A 24,144-nucleotide genomic window follows, 5' to 3' on the forward strand; every position below is an offset into this window, starting at 1 on the left:
ATGCCGCCGACCAGCCAGTGACTAGCGCGCACGATAGGGGTCGCCTTCCGCGATCTTCTCGATCCGGCCACGGGTGACCGACAGCAGGATCTTCTTGCCCTCGAACTCGACCACGGCCAGCTTGCCGAACGTGCCCATCGGCAGCGCTTCCAGCAGCTTCAGCGACCGGTCATTCTGGCCGACCATCATGCCGGGCTGATATTTGCGCCACAGCCACAAGGCACCAAAGGCCATGCCGCCCACAAGCGGCAGCAGGATCAGCAATTTGACGAAATACCAGAACATGCACGCGCCCCGCGTTTAGGTTAATGCGTCATCCGATCCGCAAGAATGGGCCGCAAGGCAAGCGCAAAAGCACGGCCCTGCGATCAGCCGCGCCGTTCGACCCCGGCCATGCGGGTTTCGGTGGCGGCGATATCGACGATGCGGATGCCATAGCGGCCGTTCACCGTCACGACCTCGCCCTTCGCGATCAGCGCGCCATTGACCATGATGTCGAGCAGTTCGTCGGCCTGGCGATCCAGTTCCACGATGCTGCCTTCGGCCAGGTCCATGACTTCGGCCAGGCGCAGCGAGGTCGATCCGACCTCCACCGACATGCGCACCGGAATATCGGCCAGCAGCTTGAACTGGCGGTTCGCCGCCATGCGGCTGGCGCTGTCTTCCCCACGGGGATCCATCATCGGGGCGTCGCTCATATCACTCATTGTTCCGGTCCCTGTGCAATCTTTTCAATCTGGAAGGCGGCACGGCCATCCTGTTCGCCGATCGTGCCGTGCGCGACGATCCTGTCGCCGACGATCAGCGGCAGGCTGCGGCCGATCGTCACGGGTATGATGTCGCCGGCCTTGAGCTGCATCAGCTCCGCCAGCGAGAGATTGGGGCGGGCCAGCACGGTGCGGGCCGGCAGGCGGATGTCGCGCATGCGGCGCGCCACGCGGGCCTGCCATACCGGATCGACATGCTCGTCATCACTTGCGACCTTGCTGCCCATCAGCGCCTCGACGCCGCGCAGTGCCGCCAGCGGGAAGACCATGTCGATCGACCATTCGCGATCCCGGTCCAGACCGACGCGGAAGCGCTGCACCACCATCTGGTCGGCGGGCTGGGCAGCGGCAGCGAAGCCGATGCCGGTTTCACGCAGCAGCAGGCCGGGTTCCAGGGGCAGGACTTCAGACCAGCATTCGACCATGCGGGCCATGATGGTTTCCGACAGGCGGGCGATCAGCCGGTCTTCGGTCGGGGTAAATTCGCCGCGCGCGGGCAGCGCCCGGTTGCCAAGGCCGCCATAGAAGCAGTCGACCAGGGTCGAGATCATGGTGGCGTCCATGCACAGCAGCATCTGCCCCTTCAGGGGCAGCAGGCGATAGATGGACAGGCTGCAGAAATTGGGCGCGCCGGCCGACCAGGCGCCAAACTCCACGACCCGTGCATCCTCGGCCACGACATGCGGGCGGATGCCGGAAATGGGTTCGATCAGCGCACGGATACGCCGGCCGAGCTTTTCACCCAGCCGGTCGAGGCCCGACAGCATTACCGGAGCTTGCGCGTCCCCCCGCCCGAAGGCGAAGGATTGAACGTGATTCATGTCTGTCCCCTGCCCTCGGCCAGGGGACTTCCCAGCGTTCAGGCAGCGCTATTGAATAACGAAATTGGTAAAATAAACGTTATCGACACCGCCATAGCCGGTCTTCTGCTTGAGTACATCGTTGATGATGCCCCGGATTTTTCCTTGCAGCATGCGCTTGCCGTCGGGCGTGACCAGTTGCTCCTCGGGCTGTTCGGCGAGCATCATCAGCACCTGACTGCGAATCGCCATCTCGTGCATCTTGATCGCGGCGATCACGCGATAGTCATAATAGGTCGACACCGCGACGGTGATCTGGGCGAAGGCGTCGGTGTCCGTCATGTTCGACGTGAAGGGCGCCTGAAGCTGAAAATAGGTGGCCTGATAGGCGGTCGGATTGGCCGGCGCGGGCAGGTCGATGCCCTTGCCCGGCGCATGGGCGGCCGACGGGGCATGCCCCTCGCCACCAGCGCTCGCATGGCCACCGCCTTCGCCACCACCACCGCCGCCTTCACCGGCCCAGCCATGGGCGGTGGCGACAGCCTGCGCATCCTCGCCCGCCAGGACGAGCACGGGCTTGTTGGGATCTTCCTTGGGGCCCTCGGCCTTGGGGCTGAAGAAGCCGGCGGCGTACAGCCCACCCGCAGCGCCGGCACCGCCCACCACCATGGCGACGGCGACCAGCAGGATGAGCTTCATCCCCCCACCCTTCTTCTTCTTCGCCTTGGGTTCATCGCTCATCGTTCACGTCCCCTGGAATATCCCGTCCCGGCCGTCAGGCGTAGCGCGCGCGGCGGACGTCACCGGCGCTATCGCCGGTGTCACCATGGTTAAGAACGGCCGGATCGCTCCCGGCTTTATGGCCAAGGCCATTATTTTCACGGCCCTGCCAGCGCCCCTGCGACGAGGATTGGCCCATCGATTGGCCCGCCATCTGGCCGGCACTCTGCCAGGCGCCCTGCTGTTGAGAGGCATTGCCCTGCTGGCCGTTCGACTGGCTGCCGGCCTGGCCATTGGCATCGGCCTTGGCCGCTTCGGCGACATGCGGCGCGCGCTCGATCTTCACCTCATGGATGCGCACGGCGGCAAGGCCCGCGTCCAGCTTCAGTCGGTCACTATCCTGGCGCAGCGCCATTTCCGCCGCCTCGCTGGCGACGGTCAGGCTGACCGCCGCGCCATCGCCATCCTGGCGGATATCGACCTGGATCGGGCCAAGCTGGTCCGCATTGATCTGGAACCGGCCCTGTGCGCCATTGGCCGACAGGCCGGCAATGTCGCGGGCCAGCCCGTCAATCCACTGTCCCGACACGCCCATATCAACCACCTGCTGGCCAAGACTGGCCGACAGATCGACCGCCGGCATCGCCGCCGGGGTGACCGAAGGCGCCAGGGGCGCAGCAGCCTGAGGCACGGACATGTCCGCGCCACGATGGGCCGCGGCCGGAGTGGCAGCGACCAGCGGGTCGACGGCCGTGGCCGCCTTGTCCGGCGCGGGATCGCTGACCGGCGCTGCCGCATCGGCGCTGTCGCGCACCGGCGTCGCCCGGCGGTTCATATGGTCGCGCACCAGTTGCAGCAGTGACAGGGCTTCCGCCTTGGCCGGCTTGGCGGCCACGGGCGCGGCCGGGACGTCGGTGCCGCCGGATGCGATCTCGAAATCACCCTCGTCCGGGCTGCTGGTCGCAGCCACCGGTGCGGTCTTCTCGGTCGGCTTGGCGGCCGCCACGACCGTTCCTACCGGCATGTCGGCGTCCGTCGCCGGTGCTGCCGCCACGGCGGGCATCACCTGCTCGACCGGGCGCGGTGCAATCGCGGGCTGCGGGGCGGCCTGGACCGGGGCCTGCACGACATTCGGGGCCGCGTTGGCGGCTGGCGCAGGCTGGGCCGGGATCATCGCAGCGACCAGTTCGGGCGTCATTGCAGGCGCCGCCACGGGCGCTGCAACGATCTGGTCATCCTGCCCATCCGCGCCGACCACCGGGGCCATCACCGCTTCCTGTCCCACGGCCGGTTTCGAAGGGGCCTGGGTTTGGGACAATGAAGGTGACAGCGAAGGAGACACGCTCAAAGGCATCTCCTGGGTCGGCGCGGATGGAGCCGAAGATGCGGGGGCATCGATCGGCGCCTGCGGCAAGGGGGGGAGTGCAGCAGGCAAGGAATGGGCAATCGGATCGGCGACAACTGGCGCGTCGCTGTCGACGGGCGCATCGGCCGTCACCATGTCAGCTTCGCTATCAGCATCGGCGATGCCGTCGGCCTCGGGCGCGACCATCGCAGCCGGCAGAGGCTGCGGCGCGTGCGTCGGCACGGTCTTGATCGGCGCGTCGGCAAGGGCGAGCGCGATCGGGCCTTCGGCTTCCACCGGCAGCGGCGCGGCCATATCGGCAGTCGGAACCGGCGCCGGAGTGCGGATATCGGCAGGCGCAGGCGCGACCGCCAGCGCCGGGGTCGGCAAGGGCAGCGGGAGGGCTTCGGCGTCAGCCTCGCCTTCGGGCAGGACGATCGGCGCGGGCTCGGCCGATACGGGCGCAATGACCGCCTGATCCTGAACCGGCGCAGCGACAGGCAGGACCGGCTCGGCGACCGGCAATGCGGCCTCAACGACCGGCAGCGCCGGTTCTGCGGTCGGCTGGACCACCATGGCCCGCTGGGTCAGAAATTCGGCGGTGTCCGGCAGAGCCGGCGCCTCAATTGCATCGGGCGTCACGACCGGCGCATCGCCCTCCACCACCTCAGCCACCGGCAAGGCGGCCGCGCCCACGGTCGTGGCCGGCGCAGCCGGCTGCGGCGCGCCATCGACATCGCTCAGCAGCGCGGCGAAGTCGGCCGCCCCCTCGGCAACCGCCGAAGCACCGGCCGCCGTCGCACCGGCCAGCGGCGTCGAGGAGAAGAGCAGCGATTTGAGGCTGGCGAGCATGGTCATGTCAATTGTCCCCCGTGCGCTGCATGCGGCGATAGCGCGGCAGCGCGGCAAGCTTGTTCTCGCGCCATTCTTCCAGCGCGACGCGGGCCCGATCCTTCAGGCGCGCGGCAATTTCCTTCTCGCGGTTGGCCGCGATGCTGAGCCCTTCCTTCGCCTCCACCTTGCGGCGAGCGTCGTAGAGCGCGCCGTCGAGCTGGCGACCGGCCTGCTCCAGACGGCTGGCCAGTTCCTGCATCGATGCAAAGGAGGCACCGGTGGCGCCGCCCTGAACGCCGAACAGCTCGCCCCGCACCCGGCGCAGACGTTCGAGGTTGGTGGCGATCCCCTCCGCCTCGTCACGGGCGCGCGCGGTCTCGGCCATGGCCATGGCATGCTGGACATGGCGCACGCGCAGCACGCGGTGACGGCGGGACACCAGCCCCTTCACGCGCCGAACTCCGCGATCAGCGCGTTGGCGCTGGTATCAAGGTCGATCCGGCTCTTCTGGTCCTGGCGGATGAAGTTCAGGATTTCCTGGCGACGCTGCACCGCCTCGTCGATCACCGGATCATTGCCGGGACGATAGGCGCCCATCAGGATGAGGTCGCGATTTTCCTCATAGGCGGCCCAGAGGCGGCGATAGGCGGCGGCGGCCTGGCGATGCTCGTCGGGCACGACGTCGGCCATCACGCGCGACAGGGACTTGCCGATGTCGATCGCCGGGAAGATCGCCTGTTCCGACAGGCTGCGCGACAGGACGAAATGCCCATCAACAATGGCGCGGGCGGCATCGACGATTGGATCGTCGGTGTCGTCGCCATCAGCGAGAACGGTGTAGAGCGCAGTGATCGAGCCGCCAGTGCGGGCGTCGACGCCGGCCCGTTCGACCAGGCGCGGGATCAGCGCCAGCGCCGAAGGCGGATAGCCCTTCATCGCCGGCGGTTCGCCGAGCGCCAGGCCGATCTCGCGCTGGGCATGGGCGCAGCGGGTCAGGCTGTCGATCAGCAGCAGCACCTTCTTGCCGCGAGCGCGGAAATATTCGGCGATGGCGGTGGCGCGCGCGGCGGCGCGCAGGCGCAGCACCGGCGGATGATCGGCCGGCACGGCAACCACGATGCTCTTGTGCATCGCATGCTTGAGCTTGGTTTCGAGGAAGTCGCTGACCTCGCGACCACGCTCGCCGATCAGGCCGGTGACGACGATATCGGCTTCCGCGCCGGCGATCATCTGGCCCATCAGCACCGACTTGCCGACACCCGAGCCGGCGATGATGGCGATGCGCTGACCGCGCCCGGCGGTCAGCAGCGCGTTGACGGCGCGCACGCCAAGGTCGAACGGCTCGGTCACACGGCCGCGATCGAGGACATTGCCCTTCACACCGTTGAGCGGCCAGACGCCGCCGGCGATGATCGGCCCCTTGCGGTCGAGCGGCTGGCCCATGGCGTCGATGACGCGGCCGATCAGCCCCTCACCCACCTGCACCATATTGGCCTGGCTGTCGGGTTCGACACGAATGCCGTTTTCCAGCGGCGCGTCAGCGTCGAGCGGCACCAGCAGGGTGCGTTCGCCACGAAAGCCGACGACTTCGGCGCGGCAGACCGACCCGTCGCTGGCCAGGACGCGGGCCCCCGAACCGATCGGACGGCGGAAGCCGGTGACTTCCAGCATGCCGGCATCATGGCTGACCAGACGGCCGACATGGCGCGGCTGGCGATTCTGGACCTGAAGATGCTCGAACAGGGTTTCGGCCTGCGCCAGCTCGGCGCGGATCATGCCTTACCCTCCATGTCGTCCATCAGGGCGCGCAGGCGCGCCAGACGAACGTCCGGGCCATCCTCGACCCAGCCGTCGGCGGTTTCGAGGCGCACGCAGCCGCGCTGCATGCTCTTGTCCGACACCAGCGGCACGCCGATCTGCTCGCCTTCGAGCAGGGCTACGTCGTCAGGATGCAGATGCAGCGCGCTCTTGTCGCTGCTGTCATCGATGAAGGCGGCGACCGCTTCGCAGCGCTGGGTCAGCCGGTCGAGATCGATCTGCACTTCGCCGACAATCTGTTCGACCAGGCGGACGACCGTGGCCGACAACATGGTCGACAGGCTGCCGCTGGGTGCCGGCGCCAGCATTTCAAGCGCGGCGGTCAGGCGGTTGCGCGCCTCGATCTCGTTCGCCTGATCCTCACCGGCGGCGCGATAGCCTTCCTCGAACCCCTGCGAGAAGCCCGCCATATGGGCTTCGTCGATCGGATCGGTCTCCGGTTCGGCATGGATCGGCGCGCGGGCGGGGGCCGCGACGACGTCGCCGGGCAGCGCCGAATAGAGGCTGCGGAAGCCGTTGCTGGCCACCTGGCCAACGCCGATCATCGGCACGCTCGATACGTCATGGCTGGCTTCGGCGGCCCAGATCTTAGACAAAGTCGTTCCCCTTGCCACCCAGCATGATGGTGCCGGCATCCGCCATGCGGCGGGCGGTGGCGATGATCAGCTTCTGCGCGTCGATGACTTCGGCCAGGCGGATCGGGCCGCGTTCCTCGATCTCGTCGGCGATCGCCTGTGCGGCGCGGGCCGACATGCAGCTGAAGATCTTCGCCTTGAGCATGTCGTTCGCACCCTTGAGCGCCACGACCAGCACCTGGCTGTCGACGGTGCGCATCAGCGTGCCCAGATTCTTGTCATCCATGTCGATCAGGTTATCGAAGACGAACATTTCCTCTTCGATGGTCTGGGCGATCATCTTGTCGCGCTTGGCGACGGCCTTCATGATCCGCTGCTCATTGTCCTTGCGGACATTGTTCATGATCGCGGCCGCTTCGACCGTGCCACCGCGCTGCGACGCTGCACCCTGCTTGTTCACCGGACCGCGCAGCAGCAACTGCTCCAGATCGTCCAGCGCCTCGTTCGACACCGGGCCGAGCGTGGCGATGCGATAGACGATCTCTTCCTGATATTCGGTCGGCAGCAATTGCAGCACGTCGGCGGCAACCGGCGCTTCCAGATGCGCCAGCACAATCGCCATGATCTGCGGATGCTCCATCTCGATCAGGATGGCGATTTCCTTGGCGTCCATCCACTTCAGCATTTCCAGCTGGGTGGAGCGGGTCGGCGGGGTGATGCGGGCCAGGATGGTTTCGGCCCGTTCCTCGCCCAGCGCCTTGGTCATCGCGCCGCGGATATGGCGGGTCGCGCCATAGCCGATGGTGGTGCGCTTCTTGGCCTTGGTGACGAAATGGTCGAGCGCCTCGTTCACTTCCTCGGGATCGACATCCTGCACGTCATACATGGCATAGCCGAGCTGACGGACTTCTTCGGGCTCCAGGCGCGACAGGATCTGGGCCGCTTCATCCTCATCGAACAGCATCAGCAGGACGGCGGCGGCGGCGCTGCCCTTGAGCGCCTCGGGACGGCCGGGGACGATCTCAGGCATTTTCCTTCTTCCCTTCCTTCAGAAGGTCGCGGACCACCAGGGCGGCGCGATCGGGATCCTGCTTCACGAAATTGCGGATCAGGTCGGCGCGCTGGGCATAGTCATAGGTGGACGAGATCATGTCGAGCGTCACCGGACGGCTGGGATCGGGATTTTCGGTCGCCTGCTTGGTCAGTTCGCCCGAGATTTCGCGACCCAGGCGCTGCCCGGCTTCGGCGGTCTCCACGACCTTCGCTTCCTGGGCAGCGGCGCGGCGCTTGAGCAGCGGGCGGCCGATGCCGAAGATCACCAGCAGCGCGACCAGCAGGGCCGAGACATTGCGGATCAGCGGCGACATCCAGTCGGCCTCATACCAGGGCGCCTTGACCTCTTCGGCCTTGGCGAAGCTGCGGGCCGACAGAGCGACGACGTCGCCACGGGCCTGGTCGAAGCCGACGGCGCCCTTCACCAGCGCTTCCAGCGCGGCGATTTCCTGGGCAGAGCGCGGCTTGCCATCAGCGCCGGTGTCGAGCGCGACCGCGACCGACAGGCGCTTGACGGTGCCGACAGCATCCTTGGTGACCGACACTTCACGGCCCAGCTCGAAGCTACGGTTGAAGGTTTCCTCGGTCTTCATCGGCGGCAGGCCCGGCGTGGCCGGCTGCTGCTGTTCGGTGGTCTGGCCCTGCGTCACGGCCTGGCCGTTCGGGTTGGTCTGGGTCACGGTCGGGTTGACCGGCGCCTGGTTGCTGAGCGCGCCGGGAATGCCCGATGCCTCGCCAGCCTTCTGGCCCCGCTCGTCCGACGACCAGCTGCCCTGCTCGGCACGCAGGCGCGCCTCGTCCTGGGGGAAGCTTTCGCGGGTCGCCTGGCGTTCGGCGAAGTTCAGTTCGGCATGGACTTCGGCCGAAAATTTGCCGTCGCCCAGGATCGGGGTCAGCAGCGCGACCACCGACTGGCGATAGCGATCCTCGATCCGGGTCTGGATGGCGAGCTGGCGATCGTCGGCGGCATTGCCGTCATTATTGCTGAGCAGGCGGCCATTCTGGTCGACGACCGAAATATCTTCCGGGTTCAGTTCCGGGATCGACGAGGCGACGAGATGGACGATGGCGCTGACCTGCGCGTCGGTGAGCGTGCGGCCCTGCGACAGGCGCAGCATCACGGAAGCCGAGGGCTTGGTGCGTTCGCGCAGGAAGACGCTGGGCGCTTCGACCGCGAGATGGACCTTGGCGCTCTCGACACTGTCGATCGCCTCGATCGTGCGGGCGAGATCGGTTTCGCGGGCGCCGCGCAGCTTCTCATTCTCGACCGCGCGGCTGGCGCCCATCGGCAGGCTGTCGATCATGCTGTTGCCGTCGGGCGCGCTCTTGGGCAGGCCCTGGGCGGCGAGCATCATCTTCGCCTTGAAATAATCGCCCTCGCCAACGGTCATGCCGCCGGCATTGTCGAAGTCATATTTGATGCCATTCTGGTCGAGCACCTGGGCGACGGCAGACTTGTCGGCATCGGGCAGGCCGCGGAACAGGTCGCGCTGCGGCGGTTCGCGCAGGGCCAGCCAGGCAGCGCCAGCCACCGCGACGGTGCCGAGCAGGCCGAGCAGCGGCAGGCTCTTGGCCACGGCCGGCTGCTTGATGAAGCCCGCGAAGCGCGCCTTGAGCGCGTCGACGCCCTTGGCATTGCCGAAGCTGGCACCGGTGACGGCCGGGAGGGCCGGGGCAGCGGCCGAGCCGCCATCGATGGTGAGTGCGTTCTCGCTCATGGGTTAGACCGGCATGCTCATAATGTCCTTGTAGGCGGACAGGAGTTTGTTGCGGACCTGGAGGGTCGCCTCGAAGCTGACCGATGCCTGCTGCTTGGCCAGCATGACCGCAGCGATATCGGTGGTTTCGCCCCGCTCGAACGCCGAGGCGGCATCGCCGGCCTGGGTCTGCAGGCCGTTGACCTGCTGGAGCGCGTTGTTGAGCGCGTCGGTGAAGCCGCCGGGCGCGGTGCCCTGGGTGGCGCCCGCGCCGCCAGCCGAACCGACATTGCCGGTCGAGGCGACGTCGCGCAGCGCGGCGTTCTTCTGCAGGATGGCATTGCGCATCGCCATCACGCTGTCGGTGGGAGAGATACCGGTCATGCCCTAACCCTCCTTAAGCCGCAGCCAGCTCACGCATCTCGGCGAGCCGATAGCGCAGCGTGCGTTCGGAAATGCCCAGCTTGCGGGCGGCGGCGGCGCGATGGCCGTCGGTCTCGCGCAGGGCGGTGCGGATCGCTTCCAGCTTGGAATGATGGGCAACGTCGCGCAGGCGGATCGGTTCGGCCGGTGCGGCAGCGACTGCGGCCACCGGCGTCGCCGAAACGATACGCAGCGGCTGCGGCGCGCCGGCGACATGCAGGTCGTCGGCCTCGATGCGCTCGCCGTCGCGCAGCACCAGCGCGCGCTGCAGCACATTGCCCAGCTCGCGGGCATTGCCCTGCCAGCGATGAGCGGCCAGCTTGTCGAGTGCGGCGGCGGTCGGCCAGACAAAGCCGTCCTTGCCGGCATCCTGGTGGCGCAGCAGCATGGCGGCGGCGATCGCGGCGATGTCGCCGGGACGTTCGGCCAGCGGGCGCAGTTCCAGCGCCATGACATTGAGGCGCCAGTAAAGGTCTTCGCGGAAGCGGCCGGCGGCGACTTCGTCGGCCAGGTTGCGGTTGCAGGCGGCGACGATGCGGACATTGACCGGCACCGGATGAGTGGCGCCAACCGGCAGCACTTCGCCTTCCTGGAGGGCACGCAGCAGCTTGGCCTGGAGCGCGAGGGGCAGCTCGGCGATTTCGTCGAGGAACAGGGTGCCGCCGTCCGCGGCCAGGAACAGGCCGTCCGAGGCATTGGATGCGCCGGTGAAGCTGCCCTTCTTGTGACCGAACAGCATGGCTTCCATCATGGTTTCGGGCAGCGCGGCGCAGTTGACGGCGATGAAGTCATGGGTGACCCGACCGGACTGGGTATGAAGGAAGCGCGCCATGCCTTCCTTGCCGGTGCCGGTGTCGCCCTGGATCAGGACGGTGGCATCGCTGCGCGCCACGCGGCCGGCCAGTGTCATCAGGCGGGCGCTGGCGGCATCGCCAACGGCCGGGACCGAAGCCGGGCGGGCCAGTTCGGCGATCAGCGCGAAGGCAAAGCCCATGTCTTCGAGGCCAAAGGCGACGCGTGCGGGCAGGCCATTGGCCGCCGGCACCAGCGACGGCTTGCCGTCGACCAGGTTGATGAGGATATCGCGATGGGTGGCATGGCCGATCTCGGTCGCGAGAAGGACGCGGCGGCTATCCCGCTCACGCGGGCTCTGCGCATCCACGATCCGCACCGTGTACAAGGCATTTTCGAGCCAGTGCTGCAAGCCCGGAACGAGCGCGCAGACCCCACGGCTCACGTCAAGCGATGACATGAACTGTCCCCAGTGTCTTGGCAGGTTTGTGCCCCCGCACGCCCCTACCCCCTTCGATGACTTAAATTTACGCCGGCGTGGTTATTAGATGGTTAACGCGGCCATTAACTTGCCGGTGACCGGCAATTTTTTTCCGCTCCGCCGGCAGAAAAATTGCACTCTATATATACGCGCACGCGTAGAGGGCTGTTTTTCCATCTTTTTCCAGAAAAATCGCATTGACCCCTAAAAGCTTTTCGCGGCCCGCCGTTATCCCCTTTCGAGGCCGCAAGCGTCAGACGACAGCGACCTGATGAACGGAAAGGGAATATCATGACTGTTATCGGAACCAACTCGTCGGCGCTGCGGGCCACCAATGCTTCGGCCGCCTCCAGCAAGGCTCTGTCCACCGCCATGGAGCGCCTGTCGACCGGCAAGCGCATCAACTCGGCCAAGGACGACGCCGCCGGCCTCGCCATCGCTTCGTCGATGACCTCGCAGATCAAGGGCATGACCCAGGGCATCCGCAACGCCAATGACGGCATCAGCCTGGCGCAGACCGCAGAAGGCGCACTGGGCGAAGTCACCAACATGCTGCAGCGCATGCGTGAACTGACCGTCCAGGCCGGCAACGACACCAACGACGACACCGCCAAGGGCAACATCAAGTCGGAAATCGACCAGCTCGCCACCCAGATCGGCAAGGTTCTGTCGGACACCAGCTTCAACGGCATCAAGCTGTTCGACGGTTCGGCCGGTCCCGCCTCTGACGGCAAGATCAACATCCAGGCTGGTGCCAACTCCAGCGACGCGATCGAAATCGACCTGGGCAATGTCGAAGACGACACCGATGTCGCCGCCGTCGTGACCGCTGGTGCGACCACCACCGCCCTCGACGTCACGGCCGGCACCTTCGACGTCGGCGCAGCGCTCGACCTCTACGACTCGGCCCTGAAGGCGATCGACACCTCGCGCGCCAATCTCGGTGCGGTGCAGAACCGCCTGGAATCGACCGTCAACACGCTGACCGCGAACGTCACCAACCTGACCGACGCCAAGAGCCGCATCGAAGACGCCGATTTCTCGACCGAAACCACCGCGCTCGCCAAGGCCCAGATCCTGAGCCAGGCATCGACCGCGATGCTGGCCCAGGCCAACCAGAGCCAGCAGAACGTCATGAAGCTGATCCAGTAATCCGGATCGGACACCGAAAATGACGGGTTGAGGTATTGGTCACCGGCAACCCGCCATGTCACCCCCGGCACATCAACAGTCCCCACCGTGCCGGGGGTAACACCTTCGATCAAACGGCCAAATTCGAAGCCTCCGTCCCCCCGGACGGGGGCTTCATCGCGTTTGATTACAGGCACATCTTGCAATGCCGCGATCAGCACCCATGATGGACGCATGACCATGATCGACCGGCGCGCCTTGATCGCTGCTTCGGGCGCAGCGCTGCTGCTCCCCCGCCCTGCCCTTTCCCAAGCCAGAAACGACCGTTTCTCCTGGGATGGCATCATCACCATGGCGCAGAAGCTGGCGCGCGCGCCCTTTTCCGAAACCCCGCCCAATCCGGTCGCCGCCAAGGTCGGTTATGACCAGATGCACCAGGCCCGGTTCCGCGACGAGAAGACGATCTGGGGCGACCTGCCCGGCGACACCGGCGTCCGCCTGTTCCCGCTGAGCGGCACGGCCCAGCAGCCGGTGCAGATCGCGTTGGTGGACAAGGGCGTGGCGACGCCGCTGCGTTATGATCCCGCCATGTTCGAGACGCCGGACGGCAATGCCGTCGCGGACCTTGGTCCGGACGCGGGCTATGCCGGCTTCCGCATCATGAATGCCAGGCGCGACGGCGACTGGCTGTCCTTCCTGGGTGCCAGCTATTTCCGCGCGCCCGGCCCGACCAAGCAGTTCGGCCTGTCCGCCCGCGCGATCGCGATCAACACCAGCATTCCGGGCAAGGAGGAATTTCCCCGCTTCACCCATTTCTGGCTGGAGCGGACCGGCGACAACAGCGTCACCGTCTATGCCCTGCTCGACGGGGCATCGATCACCGGCGCGTTCCGCTTCGTCAACCGGCTTGGCGCCAAGGGGGTGACACAGGACGTGACCGCCGCCCTCTTCCCGCGCCGGCCGATCCCCGAACTGGGCCTGATGGCGATGACCAGCATGTTCTGGTATGACGAGGCGCACCGGACCAAGGGCACCGACTGGCGCCCGGAAATCCATGATTCCGACCTGCTCTCCATCGCCAGCGCCGATGGCAGCGCGCAGGCCCGGCCGCTGGTGAACCCGTCCGTACCGCGCGTCGATGGCTTTGCCGAGACCAGCCCCAAGGGCTTTGGCCTGTTGCAGCGCGACCGCAATTTCGACCATTATCAGGATGACGGCGTCTATTATGACCGTCGCCCCTCGCTATGGGCGACGCCGTCTGCGCCGCTGGGTGCAGGACAGGTGCGGCTCTACACCTTCCCGACCGACAGCGAATATACCGACAATGTCTGCGCCTATTGGACACCGGCCAAGGCCGCGCGTCCCGGCAGCCGGATCGACGCCGCCTATCGGCTGGACTGGACCGCGGACCGGGCACCCGCCGGCAGCAATCTGGCGATCGTGCAGGCGGTCTGGCGCGGTCGTGGTGACGAAGCCGGGGTCGAGCGACTGGTGATTGACTTTGCCGGCCTGCCCGCCGATGCGAAGCCTGACCTGTGGACCGACATCGGCAATGGCACCATCGTCAAGAAGGGCGGATATCCGGTGCTGGGCCAGGCAGGATTGTATCGCGTGGCGATCGACATCCGCAAATCGGGCGACAGGGCGGCGGATATCCGGGTTCAACTTCGCTCTGGCAATCGCGCGTTCAGTGAATATGTGCATTATCCGATAGGCGCATGAAGGGAACCACGCGGGTAGCGAAAGGTTCTAGCGCTCGGGTTAACCAGGAATGGGTCTGACATGACATCGACAGGAGGCACGAACGTGGCCGATGGGGCCACGGGGTCGCAAGCGCTTGTCCGGGCGTTCGAAAGCGTGCCGGCAGAAGCGCCGCTTGCCATGCCGGTGCAGGATTTCACGACCGCGCCGGGTCGGATTCATCGGCCGCTGAACATCGACCTGTGGGCCCGCCGGCTGCTGGTCGTGCTGCTGGCACTGCTGCCCGCCGCGCTTGCCGCGCACGAGATGCGCCGGTCGATCGGCCTGGACGGCATTTCCTTCTGGGAAGGCGTCTATCTGGCCCTGTTCATCCCGCTCTTCGCCTGGATCGCCTTCGGCTTTGCCACTGCCGCGATCGGCTTCCTGCTGCTGACGGTCGGCAAGGGCAAGGGCGTTCGCCCCTATATCCCGCGCGATCGCACGCCGCTCAAGGCGCGCACCGCCATCCTGCTGCCGGTCTGCAACGAGGATTTCCTGGGCGTGCTCGGCCGCCTGTCGATCATGGAACGATCGCTGTCGCAGGTAATGGGCGGCGAGCGCTTCGAATTCTTCATCCTGTCGGATTCCAACCCGGAAAATGGCGAGACCGAGCGCAAGGCCTATCTGGAAATGCGCAAGGCCTTCTCGCGCCCGGTCCATTATCGCCGTCGCGCCCGCAACATCGGTCGCAAGCCCGGCAATATCGAGGAGTGGGTCACCCGTTTCGGCGGCGCATATGACCATATGATCGTGCTGGATGCCGACAGCGTGATGAGCGGCCAGACCATGGCGCGCCTGTCGGTCGACATGGAACGCCACCCGCATCTGGGCCTTATTCAGACCGTCCCGACGGTGATGGGCGCGGCCACGCTGTTCGCCCGCTGGCAGCAATTTGCCAGCCGCCTGTTCGGGCCGATCTCGGCCGCCGGCATGATCTGGTGGGCCGGGTCCGAAGGCATGTTCTGGGGCCATAATGCGATCGTGCGGGTGCGTGCCTTCGCCGAAAGCTGCGGCTTGCCCGAACTGCCGGGCCGTGCGCCCTTTGGCGGCCATATATTGAGCCATGACATGCTGGAAGCGGCGCTGCTGCGCCGGCGCGGCTGGGACGTCCACATGGTCACCGCCGACGACAGTTTCGAGGAATTTCCGCCGGCCATGCCTGACCTGTTCACCCGCGATCGTCGCTGGTGCCAAGGCAATATCCAGCACGTTCCGCTGCTGGCCAAAATCAAGGGGTTGCACCCGGTCAGCCGGTTCCAGCTGTTCGTCGGCGCCTCGGCCTATTGCACCTCGCCGCTATGGCTGGCGATGATGCTGGTGGTTCTGGGCGGCGTCGCCACCGGCGTCTGGCCGCCGGCCGCCGTGCTGCCGTCCAGCACGCTGCTGACGGTAACCGCAGTGCTGCTGTTCGGTCCCAAGATATTGGCGATCGGCTGGGCCATGGCCGACCCGTCGCGGCGGATCGGCTTTGGCGGCGCAGTGCGGATGACGCGCGGCGTGATCGCCGACATAATCCTGTCGATCCTGATGGCGCCGGTCGCGATGCTGACCCAGACGATCAACCTGTTCAGCATCCTGATGGGCCGCAAGGCGAGCTGGAACGGCCAAACCCGCGACCGCGACGGCATGGCGATCCTGGGTGCGATCTGGCTGTTCAAATGGCATATATTGCTCGGCGTCGGCCTGGCCGTGCTGGCCGTGCGTGCCAATGCGATCGGCTGGATGAGCCCGGTGCTGGCCGGCCTATTCGCCGCCCCCGTTCTGGCCGCGCTGACCGCGCGCAAGGATCTGGGCCAGCGGGCGGAAAATAGCGGCCTGTTCCAGGTGCCCGAACCGTGGTGGCGGACACAGAATTACCGGCCGCTGCGTTTCCGCTGGCCGGTTCCGGGTCGCAAGGCATCGGTATCGCGTCCCGCCAACGACGGTTGACGGGCGCACGGGCCGGTCAGTTCCAGTCGCTGAGCTTGCCACGCAGCTTGTCGAGCGCCGACTTCTTGATCTGGCACACGCGCGCGGCACCGATGTCCAGCGTCTGGCCGATTTCCTCCAGATTGAGTTCCTCGACGAAATAGAGTTGCAGCACCAGTGCCTCGCGCTCGGGCAGTTCGCCGATACATTTGGCGAGCGCGCCTTTGAGCGATTCCCGCTCCATGATGTCGTCGGCACGATCCTCGACATCGGCGAACCACATGGACTGGTCGGAATAGACCTCATCCATGCTGGTGTGCTGGACCATCTCGGCGCCATCGGCCGCCTCGCGATAGTCGGCGGCATCCATGCCCAGTTCAGCGGCCATTTCCGCTTCGAGCGGCGCCCGACCCAATTTCTGTTCCAGCTTCGCGCGGGTGGCGGCCAGCTTCTTGCGGGTCGCCATGGCGGAGCGGCACAGGGTGGAATGGCGCCGCAGATGATCGATCATCGCGCCGCGCACGCGCAGCTGCGCATAGGAGGCAAAGCCCAGGCCGCGATCCTCGAAGCTGTTGGCAGACTCCACCAACGCGACCATGCCGATCTGCAGCAGATCTTCCACCTCGATCGCGCTGGAGACGCGGCCATGGACATGCCACGCGATCTTGCGCACCAGCGGCATATAGCGGCGCGCCAGCTGTTCGGGGGAATTGGCAAGCCCTGCCCGTCCATAGGTGAGGACATCCGAGCCTGCAGCGACCTTATTCATATACATTGGTCAGTCTCCTCAGGCGACGCGTTCACGCGGCAGCGGATCGTGCCGGGGCGTGGGACGCTGCTCGCCACCGACGACGGCGACAACCTCGACACCCTTGCCGTCCGGGATTTCCAGGAAGGACAGCACCGGGGTCTCGGGCAGATGGGGTTTGAACAGCCGGGCGAGCGCGCGGCGCGCGACCGGTGAAGTGACGATGGCGAAATTGCGCGCCTGGCCCAGCATCGGCCGGGCGGCATGCACGACCGATTCGACGATGCGGTTGCCCAGGCTCGGCTCGATCGGATGCTTGGCGTCGCCGGCGACACGCATCGCCTGCGCCAGCATCGCTTCCAGATCGCCGTCGAGGGTGATGACCGGCAGCGGCATCTTCACCGGGACGAGGCCCTGGATGATGAGTGCGCCGATGCGCTGGCGCACCGCTTCGACAAGCTGTTCGTGGTTCATGTCGGGACGGGCCGCATCGACCATCGCCTCGCAGATGCGGCGGAAATCCTTGAGCGCGATCCCTTCCGACAGCAGCGCGCGGCACAGCGCGGAAATCTGCGTCAGGCTGAGCGTGCCGGGAGTGAGGCCATCGACCAGCTGCGGCGCGACATCCTTGAGATTGTCGAGCAGCTTGCGGGCTTCGTCCAGACCGAACATCTCGGCCGCGTTCATCGCGATCAGCTGGTTGAGATGGGTGGCGACCACCGTCGGCGGATCGACCACGGTATAGCCGGCGACCACCGCCTCGCTGCGCTTGGCCGGCGAAATCCAGACAGCGTCGAGGCCGAAGGTCGGATCCTTGGCCGGGCGACCGGCGACCGTGCCTTCCAGCATGCCGCTGTCCAGCGCCAGCAGATCGTCGGGCCAGATATCATCCTCGCCCACGACGACGCCGGCGATGGTGATGCGATACTGATTGGGTTCGAGCGCCAGATTGTCCTTCACGCGGACCATCGGCACGACAAAGCCCAGTTCCTTCGACAACTGGCGACGAATGCCGGTGATGCGGGCCATCAGCGGCGCGCCCTTGCGCTCGTCGACCAGGCCAATGAGGCCATAACCGATCTCCAGACCCAGGATCGCGCCATCGGACACGTCGTTCCATTCGATGATGGCCGGGTTGGGCGGCGGGGCGACCGGTTCAGGTTCGGCCGCCTTGCGCTGGCCGGCCTTGCGCAGCTGCCAGGCGATACCGCCGGCGATGGCAGCGGCCGTCAGGATGATGAGATGCGGCATGCCCGGCAGGATGCCGAGGAAGCCGAGGATCGCGGCAACGGGCACCCAGGCCTTGCCGGTGCCGAACTGGCCGGCGACCTGCGCCGAAAGATCCTGTTCGGACTTGACGCGAGTCACGATCGAGGCGGCAGCGATCGACAGCAGCAGCGCCGGGATCTGCGCGACCAGCGCGTCACCGATGGCGAGCAGGATATAGGTTTGGGCCGCATCACCCATCGCCAGGCCATGGCTGACCACGCCCAGGATGATGCCGCCGATGATGTTGATCGCCAGGATCAGGATGCCGGCGATCGCGTCGCCCTTCACGAACTTGGACGCACCGTCCATCGAACCGTAGAAATCCGCTTCGGTCGCGACTTCGGCGCGGCGCAGCTTGGCTTCCTCGGGCGTCATGAGGCCGGCATTGAGATCGGCGTCGATCGCCATCTGCTTGCCCGGCAGGGCGTCCAGGGTGAAGCGGGCCGACACTTCCGACACGCGGCCCGCGCCTTTGGTGATGACCACCAGGTTGATGATCATCAGGATCGCGAAGACGAAGATGCCGACGACATAGTCGCCGCCGATGAGGAAGTGGCCGAATGCCTCGATCACCTGGCCCGCGGCGTCCGATCCCTCATGGCCCGACACCAGCACGACGCGGGTCGAGGCGACGTTGAGCGCCAGGCGCAGCAGGGTCGCGAACAGCAGCACCGTCGGGAAGCTGGAAAAGTCGAGCGGCTTGGCAGCATTCAGCGCCACCATCAGCACGGCAAGGCTGATCATGATGTTGGTGATGAAGCCAATGTCCAGCATCACCGCCGGCACCGGCACCATCATGAACAGCACGACCATCAGCGTGGCGAACGGCAACACCGCTCCCTTGGCGGCGCTCATCCAGATCTTCGCTTTGACTTGGGTGGGAGTCATGAGAGGCCGTTACCTTCCGAGGGTGGCGAGCATGAGATAGGCGAGACGCGCCGTCTGCGGTTCCGGGCGGACGGTAACGTCGGCCTGGGTCGCAAGGCGCTGGGTTTCGATCCGCACATAATCGGCGGGAGCGACGGTCTTCGCACCGCTGGGCAGCCCAGCTGCGCCAGATGCGTCGGCATATTGGACATTGCCGGTGCCGATCGAATCGACACCTTTTTGCAGCTTGCTGGCGAAGCGATCGCGAATATCGGCGAAGCTGCGGGCATTGCCCTGTTTGTCATAGAAGATCGAGCGATTGGCGCGGGCCGCCGCCGGGAAGATCGAGGCGGCCGTTGCGCCAGGCGCGCGATCATTCATCGACAGGAATTTGGAGGCACCACCTACGCCCAGGAAATGGGCGAGGTAGAGATCGACCGGCTCGGCCTCACGACCCAGGCGGCTTTCCAGATAGGCCTTGTTGTCGGCGGCATGTTCCGCCGCCATGACCGAGGCGGTCTCGGGATGCTTGCGCAGATCCAGGATCTGCTGACGCAGGTCCGGGTCCGACACATAATAGCGGCCATTGCTGCCCTTGCTGATCGCGTCAGCCGCCCAGCCCAGCCCATATTCGGCGCCATGCTTGTCGACGACGGCGAGCCAGCTCTGGTCGACGAACTGATAGAGACCGGTGGCGGAAGAGGTGGCGGCACGGGCGCTGGGGTTCAGGCTGGATTCGATCTTGGCCTGACCAAGCAGGTAGGAGAAGTCCACGCCGGTACGACGGCTCGCCATCGCAATCGCGTTGGTGACGCGATTACCGGCCGAAGCTCCCGTTGCTGAAATGTCTGCAAGTGCCGACACTGACCCACAATCCCCATTTGGTACCGTGGGCTATTAGAGCAATGCTTGTGCCAAGATTTGGTTAACGCGGTTAAACAAGATTCTGCGTAAAACGAAAAACGGCGCCGATTGGCGCCGCTTTAGCCCGAAAGCAAATTTATTTTTGTCAGCGCCGACCGTAGGTGAGCGGCGCATTGCGAGCGCCGTTGGAGGTCAGGATCGCGAGTCGCTGGCTGGTATAGTCCGCCAGCACATTGGTGCGGACGCGCGCCGCTTCGATCAGCGGCAGGAGCCGGTTGAGCCGTTCGACCACATCGGGTTCGGAGCGCCAGGCGCCAATCGCACGGGCGGCAGCGGCCGCCGTGCTGACCCTGGTGCTGGCAGCTTCGATCGCGGCCGCATCATTGCCGTCCAGCGCAGCGCGCAGGTCGTCAAATGCGGCGAAGAGACCATCCAATGCAGCAAGGCCGAGGGGCATGAAGGAATGTCCTGTTTAGGCGGGAAGATCGAGCGCCATCATCCGGTCGGCGATCACCGACGGGTTGACGGGATAATTGCCCGAAGCGATCGCGGCCTTGATGGCAGCGATGCGGTCCATATCGACAGGCGCGCCTTCGGCCGCCATACGCGCCGCCGGGCTGGCCGACGTCGATGCCGACGCGGTGGTGCCGGTCGATCCGGTTGCCGATGCGGCGCGGGTCTTGCCCCCTTCGCGCAAGCGGTTAGCCTCGATTGCCGAACTGATGCTCTGGCCGACTGAGTTGATCATTGGTTCATTCCTTCACTCGTCCCTTGAACGCTATAACGGACAAGTTCAAAAATTATTAAATCCCGGAATGCGCACTACGCCCATGTCCACGATCTGGGCAAGTACAGGCGATGACTTCTTGTCTTCGCGCACGCGAATCGTCTCGCCAATTGCGCCATCTTCATCGGCGATCATCATGCGCGATACGCTGAAACTGGCATTGCCGGCCATGAGCTGGACCGGATCGCCGCGTTTGACGACCGATTCCTTGACAACCGGCCGCGCGGCCGGGGCATAGCGGCCGACCGGGCCGGAGGCAGCTGCGGCGGCCCCCGCGACCAGCGGCACACGGATGCGCCAGCCCAGTGCATCGCACTTGACCATGGCGGCGCCGAAGATCGGCCCTTCGACGCTGGGCGTGGTCGGGCAGGCTGCAAGGCGGAGGCGACGATCGACCGGCGCCAGCGGGCCACCGGGTTCACCCATGTTCGCGCCGACGGTCATCGCGACCAGGCTGTCGATGCGATCCAGATTCTCGAACTTCTGCTGCGCCAGCGCGGGCTGCGCAGCGGCGCAGGCCAGGGCGATGGCGAGGAACTGAACGGGTCTGGTCACGGCGTTTCTCCGAAAATGCGGACTTTCGCCATGGTTAAAAGCAACAAACGTGCCAGTTAAGGATCAGGGCTTCACGGTCTCGCCCGGTGCGATGCGGATCACCTGCCCCTGCCCGTCGGCGCTGTCCGCCTGATCCAGGCCGCGGATGAGCAGCCGATCGCCGCCTATGCCCTGCGCCTTGAGCGCACGCGCCACGGCGCCAAGCCGCGCCGCCGCCAGATCCCAGTCGTCAAAACGCTGTCGCGCCCGGTCCTGCCCCTGGCTGCGCAGTTCGATCATGCGGTCATCCTGCATATAGGGCCGCACCGCCGCGCGCAGACGTATCTGCCCTTGCGGCGTCAGCATCGCCTCGCCCGGCGCAAACAGCTCTGCCGCGCGCAGTTCGATCGCGGTGCGGGCGGGACGGCCACCAAATTGGCGACTGACCTCCGCCAGCATCGCATCGCGGCGCTGGCTGCCGGTCGCCTGGAGCAGCACGAAGAAGCCGAGCAGCAGCATCAGCAGATCGGCAAAGCTGACGGCCCAGCGATTGCGCCGGGCCGCCGTTGCGGCCGATGGAATTGCAGGCGCGGTCATGCGACTTCGCGGATCGATGCGCGGCGCAGCGGCGCATTTTCGCGCCGTGCGATCGCCAGCATGCGTGCCACCGCCTCCTGCTGCCAGGCCAGTTCCTGTTCGGACAGGGTCGCCAGACGCGCAGCGATCGGCGCGGCGAGCAGATTGGCGATGACCACGCCATAAAGGGTTGTGAGCAGCGCAAGCGCCATGGAAGGACCAAGCGCGGACGGATCATCCATCGCCGCGAACATGCCGACCAGCCCGATGATCGTGCCGGCCATGCCCAGTGCCGGCGCCGCATCGGCGACCGACAGCCAGACATTGCGCACCCTGGCGTGACGCTGGGCGCGATCGGCCAGGGCCTGCGACGCCCAATTTTCGAATTGTTCGACGCGATCGCAATTGGCAAGGCGACGCGCGGCATCGACCATAAAGCCGCTATCGCTCTTCACCCGATCGATGCACATCAGGCCGCGCAACTGGGCCACCTGGTCGATCTGGAGCAGGGCCGTGCGCGCCGCATCCCGGTCGCGCAGCGGATCGGCGCGCAGCAAAGGCCGCAATGCCACGCAGGCCCGGCCGACCGCCTGAACGCCATTCTGCGCCAGCGCCACGACCGCGACGCCACCCAGCATCGCGGCGAGCGTGAGCGGATCGAACAGATGCGCCAGAATCCCGATCATGCCACCTTCCGTTCCGCCATGCTGACCGGGCGGCAAAAGATTGCCGCCACCCGGCAAATTTTTGCCGCCCTTGCCGCCCGATGCCGCGAAAGCCCGAATTTCCGGCGGTTTGCCGCACCATCCTGCGTCACCCACGCAAATTGGCACGGTCCTTGCGGATATCCGGCTGGATCGCTCGCATCGAACGCCATCAGGCAGGAGAACGGCGGGGAGATCGAAAGCTTTAGGCCCGAAAGGGCAAAAAGGGACTGACGGGAAATGTCGCTGGAAGACGGTTTGTTCGGGATCCATGGAAAGGCGCTGGCGCTTCGCTCGCAGCGTCTGTCCCTGCTCGCGTCGAACATCGCGAACGCTTCGACCCCCAATTACAAGGCGCGCGACATCGATTTCGATGCCGCGCTCAAGGAAGCGACCGCCCAGAGCGACCGCGGCCCGGCCGATGTCGGCCAGGCAGTGGACGATGCCATGGGCTATCGCGTGCCGTTGCAGCCCAGCCTTGACGGCAACACCGTCGAACTGAGCACCGAACAGACCCTGTTCGCGGAAAATGCGGTGAAATATCGCACCACCCTCTCCTTCCTGGAGGGCCGCATCAACACCATCAACCGCGCGCTGAAGGGAGAATGAGCATGAGCGGTTCAGGCCCCATGAATGTGTTCGACATTGCCGGCCGCGCCATGAGCGCGCAGCTGGTGCGTCTGAACGCCACCGCATCGAACATGGCCAATGCCGGCAATGTCACCGGCAGTGCCGCCGAAGCCTATCGCGCGATCAAGCCGGTTTTCCAGTCGGTTACCGACAGCCCCGGCGTGTCGACGGTCAAGGTCGCCAATGTCGTGACCACCAATGCGGAACCGACCAAGCGCCACGACCCCAATCATCCGCTGGCCGATGCCAATGGCGATGTCTGGGAATCGGCGGTCGATAGCAATGCGGAGATGGTCGACATGATCGAGACCGCCCGCATGTACCAGAATAATGTGCAGGTGCTCAACACCGCCAAATCCCTGATGCTCGAAACCATAAGGATCGGCAAATGACGACGACGTCTACCGTCACCGATAGCGCAGGCCTTTCGGTCTACAACCCGAATGCCAATGTCGGCACGGGCAGCGCGACCATGGATCAGTCGAGCTTCCTGACGCTGCTGACCGCGCAGATGCAGTATCAGGATCCGTTCGAACCGGTCGACAATACCGAGATGGTGTCGCAGATGGCGACCATCACCCAGTCGACCGGCATCGCCGAAATGAACCAGTCGCTGAAATCGCTGGCTTCGGAACTGAGCGGCACGCGGCTTGGCGATGCAGCCAGCTGGATCGGCAAGTCGATGCTGGTCCAGAGCAATGTCGCGGTGCCCGATTCCAGCGGCTATTATGCCGGCCAGATTACGCTGAGCGGCGCCAGCGATGCCGTCAGCGTCGACCTGGTCGATGGCGACGGCAATGTCGTCAAGTCGATCGACCTGGGCGCGCAGAGCGCCGGCGAGGTCGCCTTCTACTGGGATGGCAAGGATGATGCGGGCGAAACCGTTTCCTCCTCCGCCCTGCAGGTCAAGGTCAATGGCGGCACCACCAGCCAGGTCGCGACCTGGGCCACCATCGCCGCCGTCCAGTCACCCGCCGACGGTTCCTCCTCCAAACTGATCACCGCACTCGGCAGCTATGCGCCGACCGACGCGATCAGCCTGATGTAATTTCACCCATCCTTTTCACCCAAGGAGCTACGC

27 protein-coding genes are annotated in these 24,144 nt (G+C 65.9%); 7 read left to right on the forward strand and 20 right to left on the reverse strand.

Annotation, left to right across the window (positions count from 1 at the left end):
- Positions 1 to 21 precede the first annotated feature (21 nt).
- The 12 genes from AC13EK_RS03670 to AC13EK_RS03725 all read right to left on the reverse strand — a co-directional run bounded on the left by AC13EK_RS03670 (position 22) and on the right by AC13EK_RS03725 (position 11,284).
- Positions 22 to 285 (reverse strand): FliO/MopB family protein, encoded by a 264-nt coding sequence (locus tag AC13EK_RS03670; RefSeq protein WP_004208182.1) that lies wholly within the window; start codon positions 283 to 285, stop codon positions 22 to 24.
- 83 nt (positions 286 to 368) lie between these two features.
- Positions 369 to 707, reverse strand: a complete 339-nt coding sequence (fliN, locus tag AC13EK_RS03675; RefSeq protein WP_004208183.1) for a flagellar motor switch protein FliN — start codon at positions 705 to 707, stop codon at positions 369 to 371.
- Positions 704 to 1,588 carry a flagellar motor switch protein FliM gene (locus tag AC13EK_RS03680; protein ID WP_029547899.1) on the reverse strand — a complete coding sequence of 295 codons (885 nt, stop codon included), beginning with the start codon at positions 1,586 to 1,588 and terminating at the stop codon, positions 704 to 706. Before AC13EK_RS03680 ends, fliN begins: the two co-directional genes overlap by 4 nt.
- 48 nt (positions 1,589 to 1,636) lie before the next feature.
- A complete protein-coding gene (locus tag AC13EK_RS03685; protein WP_010338843.1) occupies positions 1,637 to 2,308 on the reverse strand; it encodes a flagellar basal body-associated FliL family protein in 672 nt (223 codons plus the stop codon).
- A 34-nt stretch (positions 2,309 to 2,342) separates the two neighbouring features.
- Entirely contained in the window at positions 2,343 to 4,490 is a 2,148-nt protein-coding gene (locus AC13EK_RS03690) for a flagellar hook-length control protein FliK (protein WP_069335733.1), read from the reverse strand.
- A 1-nt stretch (position 4,491) separates the two neighbouring features.
- A complete protein-coding gene (locus AC13EK_RS03695) occupies positions 4,492 to 4,917 on the reverse strand; it encodes a hypothetical protein (protein ID WP_010338845.1) in 426 nt (141 codons plus the stop codon).
- Complete coding sequence (locus tag AC13EK_RS03700) at positions 4,914 to 6,242, reverse strand: FliI/YscN family ATPase (RefSeq protein WP_010338846.1); 1,329 nt, start codon at positions 6,240 to 6,242, stop codon at positions 4,914 to 4,916. Before AC13EK_RS03700 ends, AC13EK_RS03695 begins: the two co-directional genes overlap by 4 nt.
- On the reverse strand, positions 6,239 to 6,880 hold the full coding sequence (locus AC13EK_RS03705) for a FliH/SctL family protein (protein WP_069335732.1): 642 nt from the start codon (positions 6,878 to 6,880) through the stop codon (positions 6,239 to 6,241). The genes AC13EK_RS03700 and AC13EK_RS03705 overlap by 4 nt, the downstream gene beginning before the upstream one ends.
- Positions 6,873 to 7,889, reverse strand: coding sequence for a flagellar motor switch protein FliG (gene fliG / locus AC13EK_RS03710; RefSeq protein ID WP_017500447.1), 1,017 nt, complete (start codon positions 7,887 to 7,889; stop codon positions 6,873 to 6,875). Before fliG ends, AC13EK_RS03705 begins: the two co-directional genes overlap by 8 nt.
- Entirely contained in the window at positions 7,882 to 9,630 is a 1,749-nt protein-coding gene (gene fliF / locus AC13EK_RS03715) for a flagellar basal-body MS-ring/collar protein FliF (protein WP_069335731.1), read from the reverse strand. The genes fliG and fliF overlap by 8 nt, the downstream gene beginning before the upstream one ends.
- A 3-nt stretch (positions 9,631 to 9,633) precedes the next feature.
- Positions 9,634 to 9,993 carry a flagellar hook-basal body complex protein FliE gene (fliE, locus tag AC13EK_RS03720; RefSeq protein WP_010338848.1) on the reverse strand — a complete coding sequence of 120 codons (360 nt, stop codon included), beginning with the start codon at positions 9,991 to 9,993 and terminating at the stop codon, positions 9,634 to 9,636.
- A 13-nt stretch (positions 9,994 to 10,006) separates the two neighbouring features.
- The gene (locus AC13EK_RS03725; RefSeq protein ID WP_029547900.1) at positions 10,007 to 11,284 is read right to left on the reverse strand and encodes a sigma 54-interacting transcriptional regulator; all 1,278 of its coding nucleotides are present in this window, start codon (positions 11,282 to 11,284) and stop codon (positions 10,007 to 10,009) included.
- Between the two features lie 312 nt (positions 11,285 to 11,596).
- On the opposite strand from AC13EK_RS03725, the gene AC13EK_RS03730 reads away from it, so the two are divergent.
- From AC13EK_RS03730 to mdoH, 3 genes are all read left to right on the forward strand, one after another.
- Complete coding sequence (locus tag AC13EK_RS03730; protein WP_010338850.1) at positions 11,597 to 12,457, forward strand: flagellin N-terminal helical domain-containing protein; 861 nt, start codon at positions 11,597 to 11,599, stop codon at positions 12,455 to 12,457.
- Between the two features lie 213 nt (positions 12,458 to 12,670).
- Positions 12,671 to 14,158 carry an OpgD/OpgG family glucan biosynthesis protein gene (locus AC13EK_RS03735; RefSeq protein WP_277788094.1) on the forward strand — a complete coding sequence of 496 codons (1,488 nt, stop codon included), beginning with the start codon at positions 12,671 to 12,673 and terminating at the stop codon, positions 14,156 to 14,158.
- Between the two features lie 60 nt (positions 14,159 to 14,218).
- Positions 14,219 to 16,105 carry a glucans biosynthesis glucosyltransferase MdoH gene (gene mdoH / locus AC13EK_RS03740; protein ID WP_069335729.1) on the forward strand — a complete coding sequence of 629 codons (1,887 nt, stop codon included), beginning with the start codon at positions 14,219 to 14,221 and terminating at the stop codon, positions 16,103 to 16,105.
- Between the two features lie 16 nt (positions 16,106 to 16,121).
- Here mdoH and AC13EK_RS03745 read toward each other — a convergent pair whose 3' ends face one another.
- From AC13EK_RS03745 to AC13EK_RS03780, 8 genes are all read right to left on the reverse strand, one after another.
- Positions 16,122 to 16,859: a FliA/WhiG family RNA polymerase sigma factor gene (locus AC13EK_RS03745; protein WP_010338853.1), complete on the reverse strand. Its 738-nt coding sequence runs from the start codon at positions 16,857 to 16,859 to the stop codon at positions 16,122 to 16,124.
- A 12-nt stretch (positions 16,860 to 16,871) separates the two neighbouring features.
- Positions 16,872 to 18,989, reverse strand: coding sequence for a flagellar biosynthesis protein FlhA (gene flhA, locus AC13EK_RS03750; protein ID WP_004208198.1), 2,118 nt, complete (start codon positions 18,987 to 18,989; stop codon positions 16,872 to 16,874).
- 9 nt (positions 18,990 to 18,998) lie between these two features.
- Complete coding sequence (locus AC13EK_RS03755; RefSeq protein ID WP_069335728.1) at positions 18,999 to 19,832, reverse strand: flagellar biosynthesis protein FlgJ; 834 nt, start codon at positions 19,830 to 19,832, stop codon at positions 18,999 to 19,001.
- A gap of 145 nt (positions 19,833 to 19,977) precedes the next feature.
- Positions 19,978 to 20,289, reverse strand: a complete 312-nt coding sequence (locus AC13EK_RS03760; protein WP_004208200.1) for a hypothetical protein — start codon at positions 20,287 to 20,289, stop codon at positions 19,978 to 19,980.
- A gap of 15 nt (positions 20,290 to 20,304) precedes the next feature.
- Positions 20,305 to 20,580 (reverse strand): flagellar biosynthesis anti-sigma factor FlgM, encoded by a 276-nt coding sequence (flgM, locus tag AC13EK_RS03765; RefSeq protein WP_004208201.1) that lies wholly within the window; start codon positions 20,578 to 20,580, stop codon positions 20,305 to 20,307.
- A 45-nt stretch (positions 20,581 to 20,625) separates the two neighbouring features.
- Positions 20,626 to 21,174 (reverse strand): flagella basal body P-ring formation protein FlgA, encoded by a 549-nt coding sequence (locus tag AC13EK_RS03770; RefSeq protein ID WP_037517563.1) that lies wholly within the window; start codon positions 21,172 to 21,174, stop codon positions 20,626 to 20,628.
- 63 nt (positions 21,175 to 21,237) lie between these two features.
- On the reverse strand, positions 21,238 to 21,750 hold the full coding sequence (locus AC13EK_RS03775; RefSeq protein WP_069335727.1) for an OmpA/MotB family protein: 513 nt from the start codon (positions 21,748 to 21,750) through the stop codon (positions 21,238 to 21,240).
- Positions 21,747 to 22,415, reverse strand: a complete 669-nt coding sequence (locus AC13EK_RS03780) for a motility protein A (RefSeq protein WP_170828620.1) — start codon at positions 22,413 to 22,415, stop codon at positions 21,747 to 21,749. The genes AC13EK_RS03775 and AC13EK_RS03780 overlap by 4 nt, the downstream gene beginning before the upstream one ends.
- Between AC13EK_RS03780 and AC13EK_RS03785 the strand changes: the two genes are divergently transcribed.
- The 4 genes from AC13EK_RS03785 to AC13EK_RS03800 are packed head-to-tail and all read left to right on the forward strand — an operon-like array spanning position 22,395 to position 24,111.
- Complete coding sequence (locus tag AC13EK_RS03785) at positions 22,395 to 22,667, forward strand: hypothetical protein (protein WP_170828619.1); 273 nt, start codon at positions 22,395 to 22,397, stop codon at positions 22,665 to 22,667. The genes AC13EK_RS03780 and AC13EK_RS03785 overlap by 21 nt on opposite strands.
- A gap of 6 nt (positions 22,668 to 22,673) precedes the next feature.
- Positions 22,674 to 23,042, forward strand: coding sequence for a flagellar basal body rod protein FlgB (gene flgB, locus AC13EK_RS03790; protein ID WP_004208205.1), 369 nt, complete (start codon positions 22,674 to 22,676; stop codon positions 23,040 to 23,042).
- A 2-nt stretch (positions 23,043 to 23,044) separates the two neighbouring features.
- Positions 23,045 to 23,455, forward strand: coding sequence for a flagellar basal body rod protein FlgC (gene flgC / locus AC13EK_RS03795; RefSeq protein ID WP_004208206.1), 411 nt, complete (start codon positions 23,045 to 23,047; stop codon positions 23,453 to 23,455).
- Positions 23,452 to 24,111: a flagellar hook assembly protein FlgD gene (locus AC13EK_RS03800; RefSeq protein WP_004208207.1), complete on the forward strand. Its 660-nt coding sequence runs from the start codon at positions 23,452 to 23,454 to the stop codon at positions 24,109 to 24,111. Before flgC ends, AC13EK_RS03800 begins: the two co-directional genes overlap by 4 nt.
- The last annotated feature ends 33 nt before the right edge of the window (positions 24,112 to 24,144 follow it).

This window comes from Sphingobium sp. L-44 (genome assembly GCF_056859495.1).

Excerpts from the sequence above, each read along its gene's own strand:
- mdoH (WP_069335729.1), top strand. The coding sequence starts at position 14,219 with ATGACATCGACAGGAGGCACGAACGTGGCCGATGGGGCCACGGGGTCG.
- flhA (WP_004208198.1), bottom strand. The coding sequence starts at position 18,989 with ATGACTCCCACCCAAGTCAAAGCGAAGATCTGGATGAGCGCCGCCAAG.
- AC13EK_RS03690 (WP_069335733.1), bottom strand. The coding sequence starts at position 4,490 with ATGACCATGCTCGCCAGCCTCAAATCGCTGCTCTTCTCCTCGACGCCG.
- flgC (WP_004208206.1), top strand. The coding sequence starts at position 23,045 with ATGAGCGGTTCAGGCCCCATGAATGTGTTCGACATTGCCGGCCGCGCC.
- AC13EK_RS03680 (WP_029547899.1), bottom strand. The coding sequence starts at position 1,588 with ATGAATCACGTTCAATCCTTCGCCTTCGGGCGGGGGGACGCGCAAGCT.
- fliE (WP_010338848.1), bottom strand. The coding sequence starts at position 9,993 with ATGACCGGTATCTCTCCCACCGACAGCGTGATGGCGATGCGCAATGCC.
- AC13EK_RS03780 (WP_170828620.1), bottom strand. The coding sequence starts at position 22,415 with ATGATCGGGATTCTGGCGCATCTGTTCGATCCGCTCACGCTCGCCGCG.
- AC13EK_RS03775 (WP_069335727.1), bottom strand. The coding sequence starts at position 21,750 with ATGACCGCGCCTGCAATTCCATCGGCCGCAACGGCGGCCCGGCGCAAT.
- flgB (WP_004208205.1), top strand. The coding sequence starts at position 22,674 with ATGTCGCTGGAAGACGGTTTGTTCGGGATCCATGGAAAGGCGCTGGCG.
- AC13EK_RS03725 (WP_029547900.1), bottom strand. The coding sequence starts at position 11,284 with ATGTCATCGCTTGACGTGAGCCGTGGGGTCTGCGCGCTCGTTCCGGGC.
- AC13EK_RS03760 (WP_004208200.1), bottom strand. The coding sequence starts at position 20,289 with ATGCCCCTCGGCCTTGCTGCATTGGATGGTCTCTTCGCCGCATTTGAC.
- AC13EK_RS03670 (WP_004208182.1), bottom strand. The coding sequence starts at position 285 with ATGTTCTGGTATTTCGTCAAATTGCTGATCCTGCTGCCGCTTGTGGGC.
- AC13EK_RS03735 (WP_277788094.1), top strand. The coding sequence starts at position 12,671 with ATGACCATGATCGACCGGCGCGCCTTGATCGCTGCTTCGGGCGCAGCG.
- AC13EK_RS03745 (WP_010338853.1), bottom strand. The coding sequence starts at position 16,859 with ATGTATATGAATAAGGTCGCTGCAGGCTCGGATGTCCTCACCTATGGA.
- fliF (WP_069335731.1), bottom strand. The coding sequence starts at position 9,630 with ATGAGCGAGAACGCACTCACCATCGATGGCGGCTCGGCCGCTGCCCCG.
- AC13EK_RS03700 (WP_010338846.1), bottom strand. The coding sequence starts at position 6,242 with ATGATCCGCGCCGAGCTGGCGCAGGCCGAAACCCTGTTCGAGCATCTT.
- AC13EK_RS03730 (WP_010338850.1), top strand. The coding sequence starts at position 11,597 with ATGACTGTTATCGGAACCAACTCGTCGGCGCTGCGGGCCACCAATGCT.
- fliG (WP_017500447.1), bottom strand. The coding sequence starts at position 7,889 with ATGCCTGAGATCGTCCCCGGCCGTCCCGAGGCGCTCAAGGGCAGCGCC.
- fliN (WP_004208183.1), bottom strand. The coding sequence starts at position 707 with ATGAGTGATATGAGCGACGCCCCGATGATGGATCCCCGTGGGGAAGAC.
- flgM (WP_004208201.1), bottom strand. The coding sequence starts at position 20,580 with ATGATCAACTCAGTCGGCCAGAGCATCAGTTCGGCAATCGAGGCTAAC.
- AC13EK_RS03785 (WP_170828619.1), top strand. The coding sequence starts at position 22,395 with ATGCGCCAGAATCCCGATCATGCCACCTTCCGTTCCGCCATGCTGACC.
- AC13EK_RS03800 (WP_004208207.1), top strand. The coding sequence starts at position 23,452 with ATGACGACGACGTCTACCGTCACCGATAGCGCAGGCCTTTCGGTCTAC.
- AC13EK_RS03685 (WP_010338843.1), bottom strand. The coding sequence starts at position 2,308 with ATGAGCGATGAACCCAAGGCGAAGAAGAAGAAGGGTGGGGGGATGAAG.